The sequence below is a fragment of the Amycolatopsis mongoliensis genome (assembly GCF_030285665.1).
In the GTDB taxonomy this organism is placed as follows: Bacteria; Actinomycetota; Actinomycetes; order Mycobacteriales; family Pseudonocardiaceae; genus Amycolatopsis; species Amycolatopsis mongoliensis.
Genome location: NZ_CP127295.1, coordinates 2,387,265 through 2,401,726, shown reverse-complemented (window position 1 = coordinate 2,401,726; position 14,462 = coordinate 2,387,265). Strand labels below are relative to the sequence as shown.

The following is a 14,462-nucleotide window of genomic DNA, read 5'->3' as shown; positions in this document are numbered from 1 at the left end:
TCAGAACGGGACCCACAACGTCACCCGCGTGCCGCCCCCGGCGAGTCCCGACTCGACCAGGGAGGTCCCGCCGACCTCCGCCAGCCGGGCGGTGATCGACTCGCTGATGCCGAACCCGGCCGGGTGGTCGGCGGCGCTGAAGCCGGTGCCGTGGTCGCGGGTGATCACGGCGATCCCGCCGTCACGCTCCTCGACGCGCACCACGACCCGGTCGGTGCCGGAGTGCTTCATCGTGTTCCGCATGGCCTCGCGCACGGCGTCCCGGATGGCGATCTGCCGGACCTCCGACAGCGTGTCGTCGTCCAGTTCGGCCACCACGAGCTGGGCGCGCAACCCGTCGCGTGCCATCTCGGCGGCGAGCGCGGCGAGCTTCTCGCCCAGCGGCCGGGCGCCGGCCTCGGCCTGCTCCGACTTCGCCGTCTCGATCATGTGCCGGATTTCCATCGCCTGGGCGCGGGCGAGCCGCTGGATCTCGACCAGCCGCTCTTCGGCGTTCGACGTGTCGGACAGCGCCATGGCTTCGAGGGTCTGCAGCACGGTGTCGTGCAGCATCCGGTGCTGCTGGGCGCGCTCGGCGAGCCGTCCGTTGCGGGTGCCGTAGGCCAGCGCCAACCGGGTGCCGAGCCCGGTCAGCACCAGCGCGGCGGTGGCCAGGAACAGCTCGGTGAGCAGCGCGGAGTACGTCGAGAACGCGGCGCCGACGTGGAACTGGCCGGAGTCGAGCCAGTTCGCCAGCATCCGCAGCGGGAAGCTGAGCAGCCCGAACACCAGCCCGCTGGGGACGCCGAGGGCGAGCGTCAGCAGGCCGGCCTCGCCGAAGAGGTGGATGCTGCTGACCGCCAGCGCGTCGAAGTACGCCTCGGACGGCACGGTCAGCGCGAGGGCGAGCGGCGAGAGCACGGTGAAGACCAGGTCGACGGCCAGCAGCTTCCCCGCGTCCCGGCCGCGGTACGGCGCCGAGCGGAACATCCAGCGGAAGCCGATCAGGTTCAGCGCGACCGAGAGCAGGGTGAACAAGCCGACCGGCAGCAGCCCGGTCGTGCCGTGCTGGAAGGTGTAGACGCCGAACTGGCCCGGCACGGCGAGCAGCCGGAACGCCAGCGGGATGAGCACGACGTACCGGGTGGCGCGCAGCAGCAGGCCGTCGCGCCGGCTTGGGTCGATCGGCCCGGCCATCTTCGAGATCCGCTTCAGCGCGTGGATCGGGGTCGGGTCGCCGATCTCGTCCGAGAGTTCGCTGGTGGCCGTCGCGATCGCCGGCGCACCCTGCCGCAGCAACGCCACGAAGAAGCTGCCCCCGCCCACCGCTTTCGGCGAGTCGGGCGCTTCGGTGGACATCGCGCAGACAACTCCCTGGTCACATCGGTGAACCGAGGGTGGGAGTATCACCGATCCGCGGGGGCGCGGTCCAGGCTTCCACGAAATTCACAGCAATACGGTCAGGAATTTCCGATTCCCTGCTCGGCGGCCCACTTCTTCAGCTCGGCCACGGCATCGTCGTGCTCCAGCGGCCCGCGGTCCAGGCGCAGCTCCTTGAGGAACTTCCACGCCTTGCCGACGTCCGGCCCCGGCCTGATGCCGAGCAGCTCCATGATCTGCTCGCCGTTGAGGTCCGGCCGCACGCGGTCGAGGTCCTCCTTGGCCTTGAGCGCGGCGATCCGGGCCTCGAGGTCGTCGTAGGTCGACTGCAGCGCCGCCGCCTTCTTGCGGTTGCGCGTGGTGCAGTCGGCGCGGACGAGCTTGTGCAGCCGGGTCAGCAGGGGACCGGCGTCGGTGACGTACCGGCGGACCGCCGAATCCGTCCACTCGCCCTTGCCGTAGCCGTGGAACCGCAGGTGGAGGAACACGAGCTGGGAGACGTCGTCGATGATCTCCTTCGAGAACTTCAGCGCCCGCAAACGCTTGCGGGCCATCCGCGCCCCGACGACCTCGTGGTGGTGGAAGCTCACCCCGCCGCCCGGCTGGAACTCCCGCGTCGCCGGCTTCCCGACGTCGTGCAGCAGGGCCGCCAGCCGCAGGATCAGGTCCGGCTCCGACGTCGGCTCGTGCGACTTCTCCAGGTCGATCGCCTGGGCCAGCACGGTCAGCGAGTGCTGGTAGACGTCCTTGTGCTGGTGGTGCTCGTCGATCGCCAGCCGCATCCCGGGCACCTCGGGCAGCACGCGGTCACCGAGACCGGTGTCGACCAGCAGCTCCAGGCCTGGCCGGGGGTCGTCCGCGAGCAGCAGCTTCGACAGCTCGGCTTGGACGCGCTCGGCGGTGATCCGGTCGATCTCGCCCGCCATCGACGTCATCGCGTCGACCACCCGCGGCGCGGCCGTGAAGCCCAGCTGCGCGGCGAAGCGGGCGGCCCGCAGCATCCGCAGCGGGTCGTCGGCGAACGACTCCTGCGGCGTCGCCGGCGTGTCGAGGACCTTCTCCCGCAGCGCGCTCAAGCCGTCGTGCGGGTCGATGAACGTCTTCGACGCCAGCTCGACGGCCATCGCGTTGACCGTGAAGTCGCGCCGGAGCAGGTCGCCCTCGATGCTGTCGCCGAAGGTGACCTCGGGGTTGCGGCCGACGCGGTCGTAGCTGTCCGCGCGGAACGTCGTGATCTCGAGCTGCATGCCCTTCTTCGTCACGCCGACCGTGCCGAACGCGATGCCGACGTCCCAGACCGCGTCGCCCCACTCGCTGACGATCTTCAGCACCCGGTCCGGCCGCGCGTCGGTGGTGAAGTCGAGATCACCGGAGCGCCGGCCGAGCAGCGCGTCGCGCACGCTCCCGCCGACGAGGTACAGGCGGTGCCCGGCCCGGGCGAACCTCTCGGCCAGCTCGTCCGCCAGGGGGGAGAGCCGCATCAGCTCCACCACCGCGTTCTCCTTGGCGACCACGTCGTTCACGAAAATCCCACTGGGTTCGGGTGCGATTACTACAGGCACCACCGGACAGGACACGGAGAGCCAGCCTACCGGGGCAACCGTTTGCTCTAGCATCGCAGCATGTCTGGATCAGCCGGCCGCCCCGGCGCCTCGAAGCCGCGGAGGCGGCGCAGGCGTCAGCGCGGCAGGCGCCTGACCACGGTCGACGAGACATCGGCCGGTGGCCTCGTGGTGGACGCCGAGCGCGAACAGGCGGTGCTGATCGGCCGGCTCGACCGGCACGGCAGACTGCTGTGGTCGCTGCCGAAGGGCCACATCGAGGACGGTGAAACGGTGGAACAGACGGCCGTGCGCGAGGTCAAGGAGGAAACCGGCATCTCCGCGCGCGTGCTGCGGCCACTGGGCACCATCGACTACTGGTTCGTGGCCGACCGGCGGCGCATCCACAAGACCGTCCACCACTTCCTGCTCGAAGCGCTCGGCGGCGAACTCTCCGACGAAGACGTCGAGGTCACCGAGGTGGCCTGGGTCCCGCTGGCCGAGCTGGAGACCAAACTCGCCTACTCCGACGAGCGCAAGCTCGTCCGGAAGGCCAGCCAGATGCTCAAGGAACTTTTCGCGCGCCCGGACGTCCTCGGACGAGACGAGCACGCCCCTGAGGGAGCCCCCGAGTGAAGCGGTTCGCCGCAGCCTTCCTTTCCGTCCTCTTCCTGGCCGTCCCCGCCCTCGCCGGGGCCACGGTGGCCCAGGCCGAGGAGGGCGCCCGCCTGCGGGTCGACCTGACCCAGCTCACCCCGCGCGTGATCACGACCTCGACGACGACGCTGACCGTCGCCGGCACGGTGACCAACACCGGCGACCGGAAGGTCACCCGGCCGCAGGTGCGGCTGCAGGTCGGCGACCGGCAGACGACCTCGCGCGGGATCAACGACGTGCTCTCGGGCGCCGTCATCAAGGACGCCCCGCTGACCGAGTTCACCCCGGTCGCCGACGTGCTGGAGCCCGGGCAGAGCGCACCGCTGAACATCACGGTGAACCTGACCGGCTCGAAGGCGGCGCAGTTCGGCCGCGCCGGCGTCTACCCGCTGCTGGTGAACGTCAACGGCACGCCGGAGTTCGGCGGGCCGGCCCGGCTGGGCGCGGTCAGCATGCTGATGCCGGTGCTGGCCCAGCCGGGCAAGCCGGGCGGGCACTCGTCGGCGGGCGCACCGAGCATGACCCTGCTCTGGCCGCTGACCAGCAGCGTCCCCCAGGTCTACGCGGCGCCGTACGGCCAGCCGCTGGTGCTGCGCGACGACAAGCTGGCCGACGAGATCGGGCCGGACGGCCGGCTGAACGCGCTGGTCACCGCCGCGTCCACGGCCGTGCAGGGTGATTCGAGCCTCGCGAAGTCGATGTGTTTCGCACTCGACCCGGACCTGCTGGCCACGGTCGACGCGATGAGCGGCGGCTACCAGGTGCACACCGAGAGCGGGAACGTCGACGGCAAGGGCGCCCAGACCGCGAAGACGTGGCTGGCCGCGCTGCGCACCCTGGTGACCGGCCGGTGCGTGGTGGCGCTGCCGTTCGCCGACGCCGACCTCAACACCGTCTCCCGGATCCGCCCCGGCGACCCCGCCCTGGTGGCCCAGGCGGCCGCGGCGTCGTCGACCATCCAGCAGCTGGCCGGCGTCGCGCCGCAGACCGGGGTGCTCTGGCCGGACGGCACGCTCAACGAGCCGGTGCTGACCGCCCTGACCCAGGCCGGCGTCCGGACCGTGCTCACGGACGCGGCGAAGCTGGCGCCCGCCGGCACCGGCGGCGGGGTCACCGTGCAGGGCAGCACCGTCCGGGCCCAGCCGACCGACTCGCTGATCTCCGCGGCGATGACCGGCGTGCCGAGCGTGCCCGACTCGGTCACCGTGGCCGCGAACACCGAGCGGGCGATCTCCAGCCAGAACGGGCTCGGCGCGCTCGCCTTCCGGGCCGGCCTCGGCGTGCCGGCCGGGCAGGAGCGCCCGGACCACCTGCTCGTCGCCCCGCCGCGGCGGTGGGACGCCCCGGCCGCCGAGCTCACGGCGTACCTGCAGCAGGTCGGCGACTTCCTCAACGCCGGGGTGGTCACGTCGGCGTCGCTCACGTCGCTGCTGTCCGCCGGACCGGCGGGCTCCGGCGCGGTCGGCGACGGCGGCCAGGACCCCGGCGCGGCCGTCGACCCCGACCTCGTCTCGACGCTGTCGAAGCTCGACGACCAGACCACCGGGATGGCGTCGGCGATGCAGCTGGACCCCACCAAGCGGGTGAAGCCGGAGGACGTCGTCGCGCCGGTCCGGCTGGCCGAGCTGCGGGGTGCCTCCACCGGCTGGCGGGGCCTGCCCGCCGACGCGGCGAGCGCGAACGCGCAGGCCGAGATCGGGGCCATCAGCGACCGGGTGAGCGTCCGGCAGCCGCAGCAGACCATCGCGCTGGCGTCCGGCAACTCCCCGCTGCCGGTGTACGTGGTGAACGACCTGCCGGTCGGGATCAACGCGCGGTTCACCCTGAACAACAACACCGGCCTGCGCGCGGACGACGCGAGGGACTGGTCGTTCCCGGCCGGCGGCGGGCGGAACTACTTCCTCCCGGTGGAGGCGCTGCGGGCCGGCCGGTTCAGCGTCGATGTGTCGTTGAGCACGCCCACCGGTACCCCGCTCGGGTCATCCGCGCGGTTCGAGCTGACGTCCACGGAGTACGGCGCGATCACCATCATCGCGACCGTCGCCGCAGGTGTGGCCCTACTTCTGCTCGCCTCCCGGCGCATCTACCGGCGGGTCAAGGACGCCCGCGCGGGTCGCGATTTGGTGGACTGATCTCTCGGCCTCTGAGTGTTCCGGGCGGTTCCCGATTACCCTTGGTCCGCACGTACGCGGCACCGGGCCGCGGCACCGGACCGAGCACCGAGGATTGGGCACGCGTTGGAGAGAGAGCCGGGCTTACCACCCGAGCGTGCGAGTCGTCCTCGGCGCGAAGGCGCTCCGCCCCCGCAACGGGGTGACGGGCCCCCGCGCGCGGCGCAGCCGGTCCGCCGCCAGCCGCCACCCCAGCAGCCGCCGCCTCCCCCGGAGCGCGGCCGCCGCCAGCCGCCCCGCAACGGCCACACGCGCCAGATGCCGGCCCCCGACGACGCTACGATCCGTGACCAGCGACCGGCCCGCGAAGACGGCCCACCCCGCCGGCCGGCCCGCGACGACGCACCCCGGCCCCCGCGGGACGATGCTCCGCCCCGGCGGCCCGCACGCGATGATGCGCCGCCCCGGCGACCGGCCCGCGAAGACGGCCCGCCCCGCCGGCCGGCCCGCGAGGACGCACCCCCACGCGACGGCCGGCCCGTCCGCGACGACGGCCCGATCCGCGACCAGCGGCCGCCGCGCGACGACGTCCCCGTGCGGGACGGGCGCCCCCTCCGCGACGACGCACCCCCGCACGACGCCTGGCCCGTCCACGACGAGGCCCCGCCCCGCCCGGCCCGGCGCGTCCCGCCCCCGCAGGGTCCGCCGCCGGTGCCGCCGGGCGTGCCTCCGCAAGGCCCCCCGCCGCGTGGCGCGCAGCCGCCCCGGGCCGCCGGCGGTCCGGCGCCCACCCGCGTCCAGCCCGTGCCACCGCCCCCCGGGCCGCCGGGCCAGCCGTCGCTCCAGGGGCGGCTGCCGCAGCCCGCCCCGCCGGTGACCCCACCCCCGGTCACCCCGGCCCCCGGCACCCCGCCGCCCGGCATCCCGGTGCCCCCGCGCGGCCGCGGCTCCCGGCGTCCCGCGCCGGTCCGGCCGTGGCAGGAGGAGGCCCAGCGCCCGCCCGACCCGGAGGCCACGCGGTTCATCCCGCGCACCCCCGGCGTCCCGATGAACTCGCGCTGGCCGGTCGCCGACCCGGACGTCATGCGCCCGTACGACGCGCTGGCCACCCAGGTCATGCCGGCGCTCAAGACGCCGCTGGTCAAGCCGACCGAGCCGGGTGCGGAAGCGCCGGCCAAGGCGCCGTCCCTGGCGAAGGCGTCCAGCCGGATGGCGATCGCGTCGCTGATCAGCCGGATCACCGGCTTCCTGTGGAAGCTGCTGCTGGTCGCCGCGATCGGCCAGGGCGTCGCGAACGACTCGTTCAACGTCGCCAACACGATGCCGAACATCATCTTCGAGCTGCTGATGGGTGGCGTCCTCGCCAGCGTGGTGGTGCCGCTGCTGGTCCGCTCCCAGGACGAGCCCGACGGCGGCGCGGCCTACACCCAGCGGCTGATCACCGTGGCGTTCTCGCTGCTGCTGGTCGGCACGGCGGTCGCGGTGCTCGCGGCCCCGGCGTTCACCAGCCTCTACGTCGACGGCTCCGGCAAGGCCAGCTCGGCGCTGACCACGGCGTTCGCCTACCTGCTGCTGCCGGAGATCTTCTTCTACGGCGTGTTCGCGCTGCTGTCGGCGGTGCTCAACGCCAAGCAGATCTTCGGTCCCACCGCGTGGGCCCCGGTGATCAACAACCTGGTCGTCATCTTCACGATCCTGGTCGTCTGGATCATGCCGGGCGACATCGACACCGTGAACGTGTCGATCACCGACCCGAAGGTGCTGACGCTGGGCATCGGCGTCACCGGCGGCATCGTCGCGCAGGCGATCCTGCTGGTCCCGCCGCTGCTGCGGTCGGGCTTCCGGTTCAAGTGGCGCTGGGGCATCGACAAGCAGATGAAGGAGTTCGGCGGCCTCGCGCTGTGGATCCTCGGCTACGTCGCGGTGAGCCAGGTCGGGTACACGATCAACACCCGGGTGCTGACCAGCGGTTCACCCGGTGGTGTGACGGCGTACAGCAACGCCTGGCTGCTCTTCCAGCTGCCGTACGGCGTCATCGGCGTCTCGCTGCTGACGGCGATCATGCCGCGGATGAGCCGCGCGGCCGCCGACGGCGACCACAAGAAGCTGATCGGCGACCTGTCGTACGCGTCCCGGATGTCGACGGTGATGCTCGTCCCGATCTCCGCGGTGATGACGGTGGTCGGCGGCTCGATCGGCATCGCGCTGTTCACCTTCGGCAAGGGCACGATCGACACCGCCGAGCGGCTCGGCGAGGCGCTCGCGATCTCGGCGTTCGCGCTGCTGCCGTACGCGCTGGTCATGCTCCAGATGCGCGTCTTCTACGCGATGAAGGACGCCCGCACCCCGACGCTGATCATGATCGTGATGACGCTGGTCAAGGTGCCGCTGCTGTACCTGTGCCCGGTGCTGCTGTCGCCGGACAACGTGGTGCTCGGCGTCATGATGGTCAACGCGCTGACGTTCGTCGTCGGCGCGATCCTCGGCCAGGTGTGGCTGTGGGTGACACTGGGCAACCTGCGCAGCAAGCGGGTGATCGGCGTGATCCTCTTCACGGTGGTCGCCAGCGGGCTCGGCGTCGGTGCGGCCTGGGTGGCCGGGCAGGTCGTGCCGGACTCGTTCGGGCCGACCCTGCAGGCGTGGATCAAGCTTTTCCTGCAGGGCATCGTGGGGATCGTCGTCTCGTTCGGCGTGCTCATGGCCCTGAAGGTCGAGGAGCTGAAACCGGCGACTTCGAGGTTCACCCGGTTGATCAAGCGGGGGTAACGATTCCGGTACGGATGGCGACGACTCCCGCGTCGTATTCTGGGTAACCTTGGTGCGGGGAGCTAACGGGAGAGTGCGGGTGGACACGAGGCGGAGCGAACAGGCGGGGGGTGCGAACCACGTGGGCAAGGCCCAGGTCGGATCGCTGGCCCCCGGGCGTGTGGTCGGCGACGGCCGCTACCGCCTCCTCGCGCAGTTCGGCGTGGACGAGCGGGGTGACGCGCACCTTTGGCGTGCCCGTGACGGGCAGCTCAAGCGGGACGTCGCGCTGACCCTGCTGGTCGGCGACCCCGCCGACCCGGAAGCCGCGCGGCTGGCGCGGCGCACCCTCGAACGCGCGACGCACGCGTCCAAGTTCGGCCACGGCGGCGTCGCCCGCGTGCTCGACGTGCTCGCTCTCGGCAGCGGGATCACCTCCAGCGAAGGCCTGCTCGGCGTCGTCGTCGCGGAGTGGACCAAGGGCAGCGACCTGGTCGACCTCGTCGCGCAGCGGCCGGTGGCCCCCGCCGCGGCCGCGCGGATGGTGCAGGCGCTGGCCGAAGCAGTCGAACAGGCCCACCAGAACGGGCTCGTCCTCGGGCTCGACCACCCGCAGCGGCTGCGGCTGACGCCGAACGGCGCGCTGAAGCTCGCGTTCCCCGGCCCGCTGCCGGAGGCGACGCTGCGCGACGACGTCAAGGCGCTCGGCGCGGTCCTGTACCTGCTGCTGACCGGGCGCTGGGCGCTGCCCGGCGGCCCGCCCGCGATCCAGCCGGCCCCGACCACGCCGCAGGGGCGCATCGTCCCGCCGCGGCAGCTCATCCCCACCGTGCCCGCCGACCTGTCGGCGCTGGCCGTGCGCACGATCGAGGACGGCGGCAACGGCGGCATCCGCACCAGCGCGGCCATCCTCCGCGTGCTCGACCAGGTGGCCGAGGAAGAGGAGCGCACCCAGCTGATCAAGGCCGTCGGCGGTGACCCGAGCGAGGCCGAAGGCACGGTCTGGACCACGAAGAAGCCGGTCAAGGACGTCGCGCGGCGGCGCAAGCTCGCGCTCGGCGTCACCGTGCTGGTGGTCGCGACCGTCGTCATCCTCGCCTGGGGCGGGCTGATGCTGATCAACGTCTTCCAGGGTGATTCGAAGGTGAGCGGGCCGACGATCAACGTCGCCGCACCCCCGGCGTCCAGCCAGCCCGCAAGCCAGCCGCCCGCGTCGTCGCCGGCCCCGCCGCCGTCGTCGCCCGCGCTGGGCGACGCGGTGGACCCGAAGTCCGTCTCGGTCTACAACCCCGAGGGCAAGGGCGACAACCCCGGCCGCGCGAAGAACGCGACCGACGGCGACCCCGGCACGGTGTGGAAGACCGAGCAGTACAAGCAGCAGTTCCCCACCATCAAGCCGGGCGTCGGGCTGGTCGTCACCTTCCGGGACCCGATCAACCTCAGCCAGGTGAAGGTCAGCGGCGGTACCGCGGGCACGAAGGTGGAGATCCGGTCGGCGACCCAGAAGGACCCGGACCTGGCGGACACGAAGGTGGTCGGCAACGGCGACCTGCAGGACGGCGACACGACGATCCCGCTCGCCCAGCCGACGCAGGGCGAGTACTTCATCGTCTGGATCACCCAGCTGGGCGGCACCGACGGCGAGTACCTCACCCAGATCGGCGACCTGAGCTTCCTGCCTGCGGGGTGACGCACCCGACAGGGTCAGTAGGCTCTTGCGGGTGACAGCTGCAGCTCCCACGGATGCGGATCTGATAGCGGCTCACGCCGCGGGGGACCCTCATGCGTTCAGCGAACTCGTCCAGCGACATCGCGACCGCATGTGGGCGGTTGCCCTGCGCACGGTCCGCGACCCGGAAGAGGCCGCCGACGCGTTGCAGGACGCGTTCATTTCGGCCTTCCGCGCGGCCGACAAGTTCCGCGCGGAGTCGCAGGTCACGACGTGGCTGCACCGGATCGTGGTGAACGCCTGCCTCGACCGGATCCGCCGCCGCCAGGCCCGCCCGACCGTGCCGCTGCCGGAAACCGGCTTCAACGAGCCGGCCACCCCGCGCGACTCGATGGCCGAACGCGAGACGAGCCTGCTCGTCCGCGAGGCGCTTGACCAGCTGCCCGAGGACCAGCGCGCCCCGATCGTGCTCGTCGACGTCGAGGGCTACTCCGTCGCCGAGACGGCGAAGATGCTGGGCATCGCCGAAGGCACCGTGAAGAGCCGGTGCGCCCGGGGCCGCGGAAAACTCGCGAAGGTTCTCGGACACCTGCGGAACCCCGATGCGATTGCGAACGTCCCAACTCACGAAAGCAAACGGGCCGGGCGCCAGCCGGGTAGCGGGGAGGGACGATGACGGACGAAAGCCGGGGGATCGGGGGGACCGTCGGTCCGCCCTGGTCTGTCGACGTGCTCGCCGACCTCCACGCCGGCGTCCTGGAGGACAGCCAGGCCGCCGAGCTGTGGCCGCTGGTCAACGCCGACCCGGAGGCCCGCGCGATCCTGGACGCCCTCGACGCGACGCGGTCCGACTTGGCCGCGCTCGCCGACGCACCCGCTCCGCCGATGCCCGCGGAGTTCGCCGCGCGGCTCGACGCGGCACTGGCCGCCGAGGCAGCCGCCACCTTTCCGAAGCAGCGGACCGCGACGGCACCACAGCAGGCCGGGTCCGGGAACGCCCAGGTGGTGGACCTCGCGGCGGCCCGGCGGCGCCGGAACAAGCGGCTCGGCTGGGCCGCCGGCATCCTGACCGCGGCCGCGGCGGCGGTCGTCGCCGTGACGGTCGCGCTCCCGGGCACGTCGCAGCAGACCGGCACCCCGAACGTCGCGGCCCCGCCGCCGTCCGGCCCGTCGGTCGGCAGCGACGGCAGCGGCGCCCAGGCCCTGATCGGCAAGGCGGTCGGCGTCCGCGACTTCGGCCCGCTGCAGAACGAGGACCGGCTCGACGCGTGCATCGCGGCGGCCGGGCTCGACCCGAAGGTGCGCCCGGAGGGCATCCGCCCGGTGAACGTCGGTGGCAAGGCCGGCGTGATGATCATCCTGACCACCGGCAAGCTCGCCCAGTTCCGGCTCGTGGCCTTCGGCGCGGACTGCGGGCCCGGTAATCCGGCCGTCCTGTTCGACAAGGTCGTCGGGGAGAAGTAGCGGCTGTGACATCCGGGGCTTCGCCCCGGGCCGGGGGCTCCGCCACCCGGAACCCCCATGAGCGCTGTCACGGCCGGGAACATGGCCACCTACGATCGTGTTGAGCCTGGTACACGGGTCACTACGAGCGGAGGTCACGGGTGGCTGCCGAGGAAATCAGGAACCTGATCATCGTCGGGTCGGGTCCTGCCGGATACACCGCTGCCGTCTACGCGGCACGGGCCCAGCTGGAACCGCTGGTGTTCGAAGGCACGCAGTTCGGCGGCGCGCTGATGACGACGACCGAGGTCGAGAACTTCCCCGGGTTCCGCGACGGGATCATGGGTCCGGACCTGATGGAGGAGATGCGCAAGCAGGCCGAGCGCTTCGGCGCCGAGCTGCGCGCGGAGGACGTCGAGTCGCTGGAGCTGACCGGGGACGTCAAGTACGTCCACGCGAACGGCAAGCGCTACGCCGCCCGCGCGGTCATCCTCGCGATGGGTGCCGCGGCGCGGTACCTGAACGTGCCGGGCGAGCAGGAGCTGCTCGGCCGCGGTGTCTCGGCCTGTGCGACTTGTGACGGCTTCTTCTTCCGGGACCACGACATCGTGGTGGCCGGCGGTGGCGACTCGGCGATGGAGGAGGCGACCTTCCTGACGAAGTTCGCGAAGTCCGTCACGGTCGTCCACCGGCGCGACGAGTTCCGCGCGTCCAAGATCATGCTCGAGCGCGCCCGCGCGAACGAGAAGATCAAGTGGAAGCTGAACTCGCAGATCACCGGTGTGCTCGGCGACGGCAAGGTCGAAGGCCTGCAGCTGAAGGACACGAAGGACGGCTCGGAGTCGACGCTGGACGTGTCGGGCTTCTTCGTCGCGATCGGGCACGACCCCCGGAGCCAGCTGGTGCGCGGGCAGGTCGACCTGGACGAGGACGGCTACGTCGTCACCCAGGGCCGGACCTCGTACACGAACCTCGACGGCGTCTTCGCGGCCGGCGACCTGGTGGACCGCACCTACCGGCAGGCGATCACCGCCGCGGGTTCCGGGTGCACCGCCGCGATCGACGCGGAACGATGGCTCGCGGAGCACGGCGAGTCGGACGCCCACGAAGCGGCCGAGCTGGTCGGCGGCGGCTACGGCGCGGGCACCAACTGACTTTCCGGCTTTCGACCAACCTGAAGGAGAAACCATGACCAACACCGTCAAGGTGACCGACGCGACGTTCGTCGACGAAGTCCTGACCAGCGAGAAGCCGGTCCTCGTCGACTTCTGGGCCACCTGGTGCGGCCCGTGCAAGATGGTCGCCCCGGTGCTCGAGGAGATTGCCGCCGAAAAGGGCGACAAGCTGACGATCGCCAAGATCGACATCGACGAGAACCCGAACACTCCGCGTGACTACCAGGTGATGTCCATCCCGACCCTGATCCTGTTCCAGGGTGGCAAGCCGGTGAAGCAGATCGTCGGCGCCAAGCCGAAGGCCGCGCTGCTGTCGGATCTCGCCGACGTCCTCTGAATCGAACCACGCCTGCCGGACCCGGGCCTGCGAGAACCCTCTCGCGGACCCGGGTCCGTTGCCGTTCGGGGGAATGCGACCGGTGTGGGTGAATCAAGCGTGACGAGGGCCACCCAGGGCGCGCCACGATCGGGCTCTTGACGCACCTACCGGGCCTGCGCTGTCACCGAGAGTTGGCAGGGCACAATAGAGGACCTGGGCCCGTCCCAGCGAAGGTTTTCTTGCCACGCACCGAGCCCCCGAATCGGTGCCCTAGGAAGAGCGAGGAGTGCATGCGGGTACTCCGCCGCGGTGACGCCGGTCCGGACGTCGCCGAGATCAGGTCCATCCTGGCCGGGATGGACCTGCTCCCGCCGGTCACCGGTACCGACGACTACGACACGTTCGACGTGGCCGTCGAGCACGCCGTCCGTGCCTTCCAGCAGCGCCGTGGGCTGATGACCGACGGCATCGTGGGTCCGGCGACCTTCCAGGCGCTCAAGGGCGCCAGCTACCACCTGGGCAGCCGCCCGCTGTCCTACATGATCGCGTCCCCGGTGCACGGCGACGACGTCTTCACGCTGCAGGAGCGGCTCACGGAGCTGGGCTTCGACGCCGGCCGCCCGGACGGGTACTTCGGCCCGGCGACCGAGCGCGCGCTCAAGACGTTCCAGCGCGACATGCGCCTGACGCCGGACGGCATGTGCGGCCCGGCGACCATCCGCGAGCTGCACCGCCTGTCCTCGCCGCGGGCCCGGGGCGGCCGCCCCGTGTTCCTGCGCGAGCAGGAGCAGGTGCGCCAGGCCGGCCCGCGCCTGCGCGGCAAGCGCATCGTGATCGACCCCGGCCACGGCGGCGACGACCTCGGCGTGGTCGCCGGCGGTCTCCGTGAGGCCGACATCGCGTGGGACCTCGCCCGCCGTCTCGAAGGCCGGATGAAGGCCACGGGCATGGAAGCGCTGATCTCCCGCGGCCCGAACCACAGCCCGACGGAGCTCGAGCGCGCCAGGTTCGCGAACGACGCGGGCGCCGACCTGTTCCTCTCGCTGCACAGCGACAAGAACCCCTCGCCGCGCGCGCAGGGTGTCGCGAGCTTCCACTTCGGCACCGGCAACGGCACGACGTCGACAGTGGGCGAGCTGCTGGCCGGCTTCATCCAGCGCGAGGTCGCGGCCCGCACGGGCATGCTGGACTGCCGCACGCACTACAAGTCGTGGGACATCTTCACCCGCACCCGCTGCCCGGCGGTCCGGGTCGAGATCGGCTACCTGACGAACCCGGACGACGCCCGCAAGCTGGGCGACCCGGCGTTCCGCGACATCGTCGCGGAGGGCATCCTGATCGCCGTCAAGCGCCTGTACCTGCTCGGCGAAGGCGACCAGCCGACGGGAACGTTCACGTTCGCCGACGTCCTGGCGCACGAGCTGGCGAAGGCCGAATAGGCCC

The 14,462-nt window shown here is 71.9% G+C and carries 12 protein-coding genes; 9 read left to right on the top strand and 3 right to left on the bottom strand.

Going from position 1 to position 14,462, the window contains the following annotated elements:
* Together QRX60_RS11655 and QRX60_RS11650 are read right to left on the bottom strand one after the other, a co-directional pair.
* Positions 1 to 1,338 (bottom strand): sensor histidine kinase, encoded by a 1,338-nt coding sequence (locus QRX60_RS11655; RefSeq protein WP_286000783.1) that lies wholly within the window; start codon positions 1,336 to 1,338, stop codon positions 1 to 3.
* A gap of 101 nt (positions 1,339 to 1,439) precedes the next feature.
* Complete coding sequence (locus QRX60_RS11650; RefSeq protein ID WP_286000782.1) at positions 1,440 to 2,882, bottom strand: CCA tRNA nucleotidyltransferase; 1,443 nt, start codon at positions 2,880 to 2,882, stop codon at positions 1,440 to 1,442.
* Between the two features lie 99 nt (positions 2,883 to 2,981).
* Between QRX60_RS11650 and QRX60_RS11645 the strand changes: the two genes are divergently transcribed.
* Positions 2,982 to 3,536: an NUDIX hydrolase gene (locus QRX60_RS11645; RefSeq protein WP_286000781.1), complete on the top strand. Its 555-nt coding sequence runs from the start codon at positions 2,982 to 2,984 to the stop codon at positions 3,534 to 3,536.
* Positions 3,533 to 5,689, top strand: a complete 2,157-nt coding sequence (locus QRX60_RS11640) for a DUF6049 family protein (RefSeq protein WP_286000780.1) — start codon at positions 3,533 to 3,535, stop codon at positions 5,687 to 5,689. The genes QRX60_RS11645 and QRX60_RS11640 overlap by 4 nt, the downstream gene beginning before the upstream one ends.
* A gap of 123 nt (positions 5,690 to 5,812) precedes the next feature.
* Here QRX60_RS11640 and QRX60_RS11635 read toward each other — a convergent pair whose 3' ends face one another.
* Positions 5,813 to 6,322: a hypothetical protein gene (locus QRX60_RS11635; RefSeq protein ID WP_286000779.1), complete on the bottom strand. Its 510-nt coding sequence runs from the start codon at positions 6,320 to 6,322 to the stop codon at positions 5,813 to 5,815.
* 150 nt (positions 6,323 to 6,472) lie between these two features.
* Here QRX60_RS11635 and murJ point away from each other — a divergent pair, with 150 nt between their 5' ends.
* From murJ to QRX60_RS11600, 7 genes are all read left to right on the top strand, one after another.
* A complete protein-coding gene (murJ, locus tag QRX60_RS11630; protein WP_332845832.1) occupies positions 6,473 to 8,434 on the top strand; it encodes a murein biosynthesis integral membrane protein MurJ in 1,962 nt (653 codons plus the stop codon).
* Between the two features lie 79 nt (positions 8,435 to 8,513).
* Positions 8,514 to 10,103: a hypothetical protein gene (locus QRX60_RS11625; RefSeq protein ID WP_408630226.1), complete on the top strand. Its 1,590-nt coding sequence runs from the start codon at positions 8,514 to 8,516 to the stop codon at positions 10,101 to 10,103.
* Between the two features lie 31 nt (positions 10,104 to 10,134).
* Positions 10,135 to 10,758 carry an RNA polymerase sigma factor SigM gene (gene sigM / locus QRX60_RS11620; protein ID WP_086679039.1) on the top strand — a complete coding sequence of 208 codons (624 nt, stop codon included), beginning with the start codon at positions 10,135 to 10,137 and terminating at the stop codon, positions 10,756 to 10,758.
* Positions 10,755 to 11,546 carry a hypothetical protein gene (locus QRX60_RS11615; RefSeq protein WP_286000777.1) on the top strand — a complete coding sequence of 264 codons (792 nt, stop codon included), beginning with the start codon at positions 10,755 to 10,757 and terminating at the stop codon, positions 11,544 to 11,546. Before sigM ends, QRX60_RS11615 begins: the two co-directional genes overlap by 4 nt.
* Before the next feature lie 140 nt (positions 11,547 to 11,686).
* On the top strand, positions 11,687 to 12,679 hold the full coding sequence (trxB, locus tag QRX60_RS11610) for a thioredoxin-disulfide reductase (RefSeq protein ID WP_286000776.1): 993 nt from the start codon (positions 11,687 to 11,689) through the stop codon (positions 12,677 to 12,679).
* A 34-nt stretch (positions 12,680 to 12,713) separates the two neighbouring features.
* A complete protein-coding gene (gene trxA / locus QRX60_RS11605; protein WP_257922725.1) occupies positions 12,714 to 13,037 on the top strand; it encodes a thioredoxin in 324 nt (107 codons plus the stop codon).
* Between the two features lie 272 nt (positions 13,038 to 13,309).
* Positions 13,310 to 14,458 carry an N-acetylmuramoyl-L-alanine amidase gene (locus QRX60_RS11600; protein ID WP_286000775.1) on the top strand — a complete coding sequence of 383 codons (1,149 nt, stop codon included), beginning with the start codon at positions 13,310 to 13,312 and terminating at the stop codon, positions 14,456 to 14,458.
* Positions 14,459 to 14,462 lie beyond the last annotated feature (4 nt).

Excerpts from the sequence above, each read along its gene's own strand:
- QRX60_RS11655 (WP_286000783.1), bottom strand. The coding sequence starts at position 1,338 with ATGTCCACCGAAGCGCCCGACTCGCCGAAAGCGGTGGGCGGGGGCAGC.
- QRX60_RS11645 (WP_286000781.1), top strand. The coding sequence starts at position 2,982 with ATGTCTGGATCAGCCGGCCGCCCCGGCGCCTCGAAGCCGCGGAGGCGG.
- QRX60_RS11615 (WP_286000777.1), top strand. The coding sequence starts at position 10,755 with ATGACGGACGAAAGCCGGGGGATCGGGGGGACCGTCGGTCCGCCCTGG.
- trxA (WP_257922725.1), top strand. The coding sequence starts at position 12,714 with ATGACCAACACCGTCAAGGTGACCGACGCGACGTTCGTCGACGAAGTC.
- QRX60_RS11600 (WP_286000775.1), top strand. The coding sequence starts at position 13,310 with ATGCGGGTACTCCGCCGCGGTGACGCCGGTCCGGACGTCGCCGAGATC.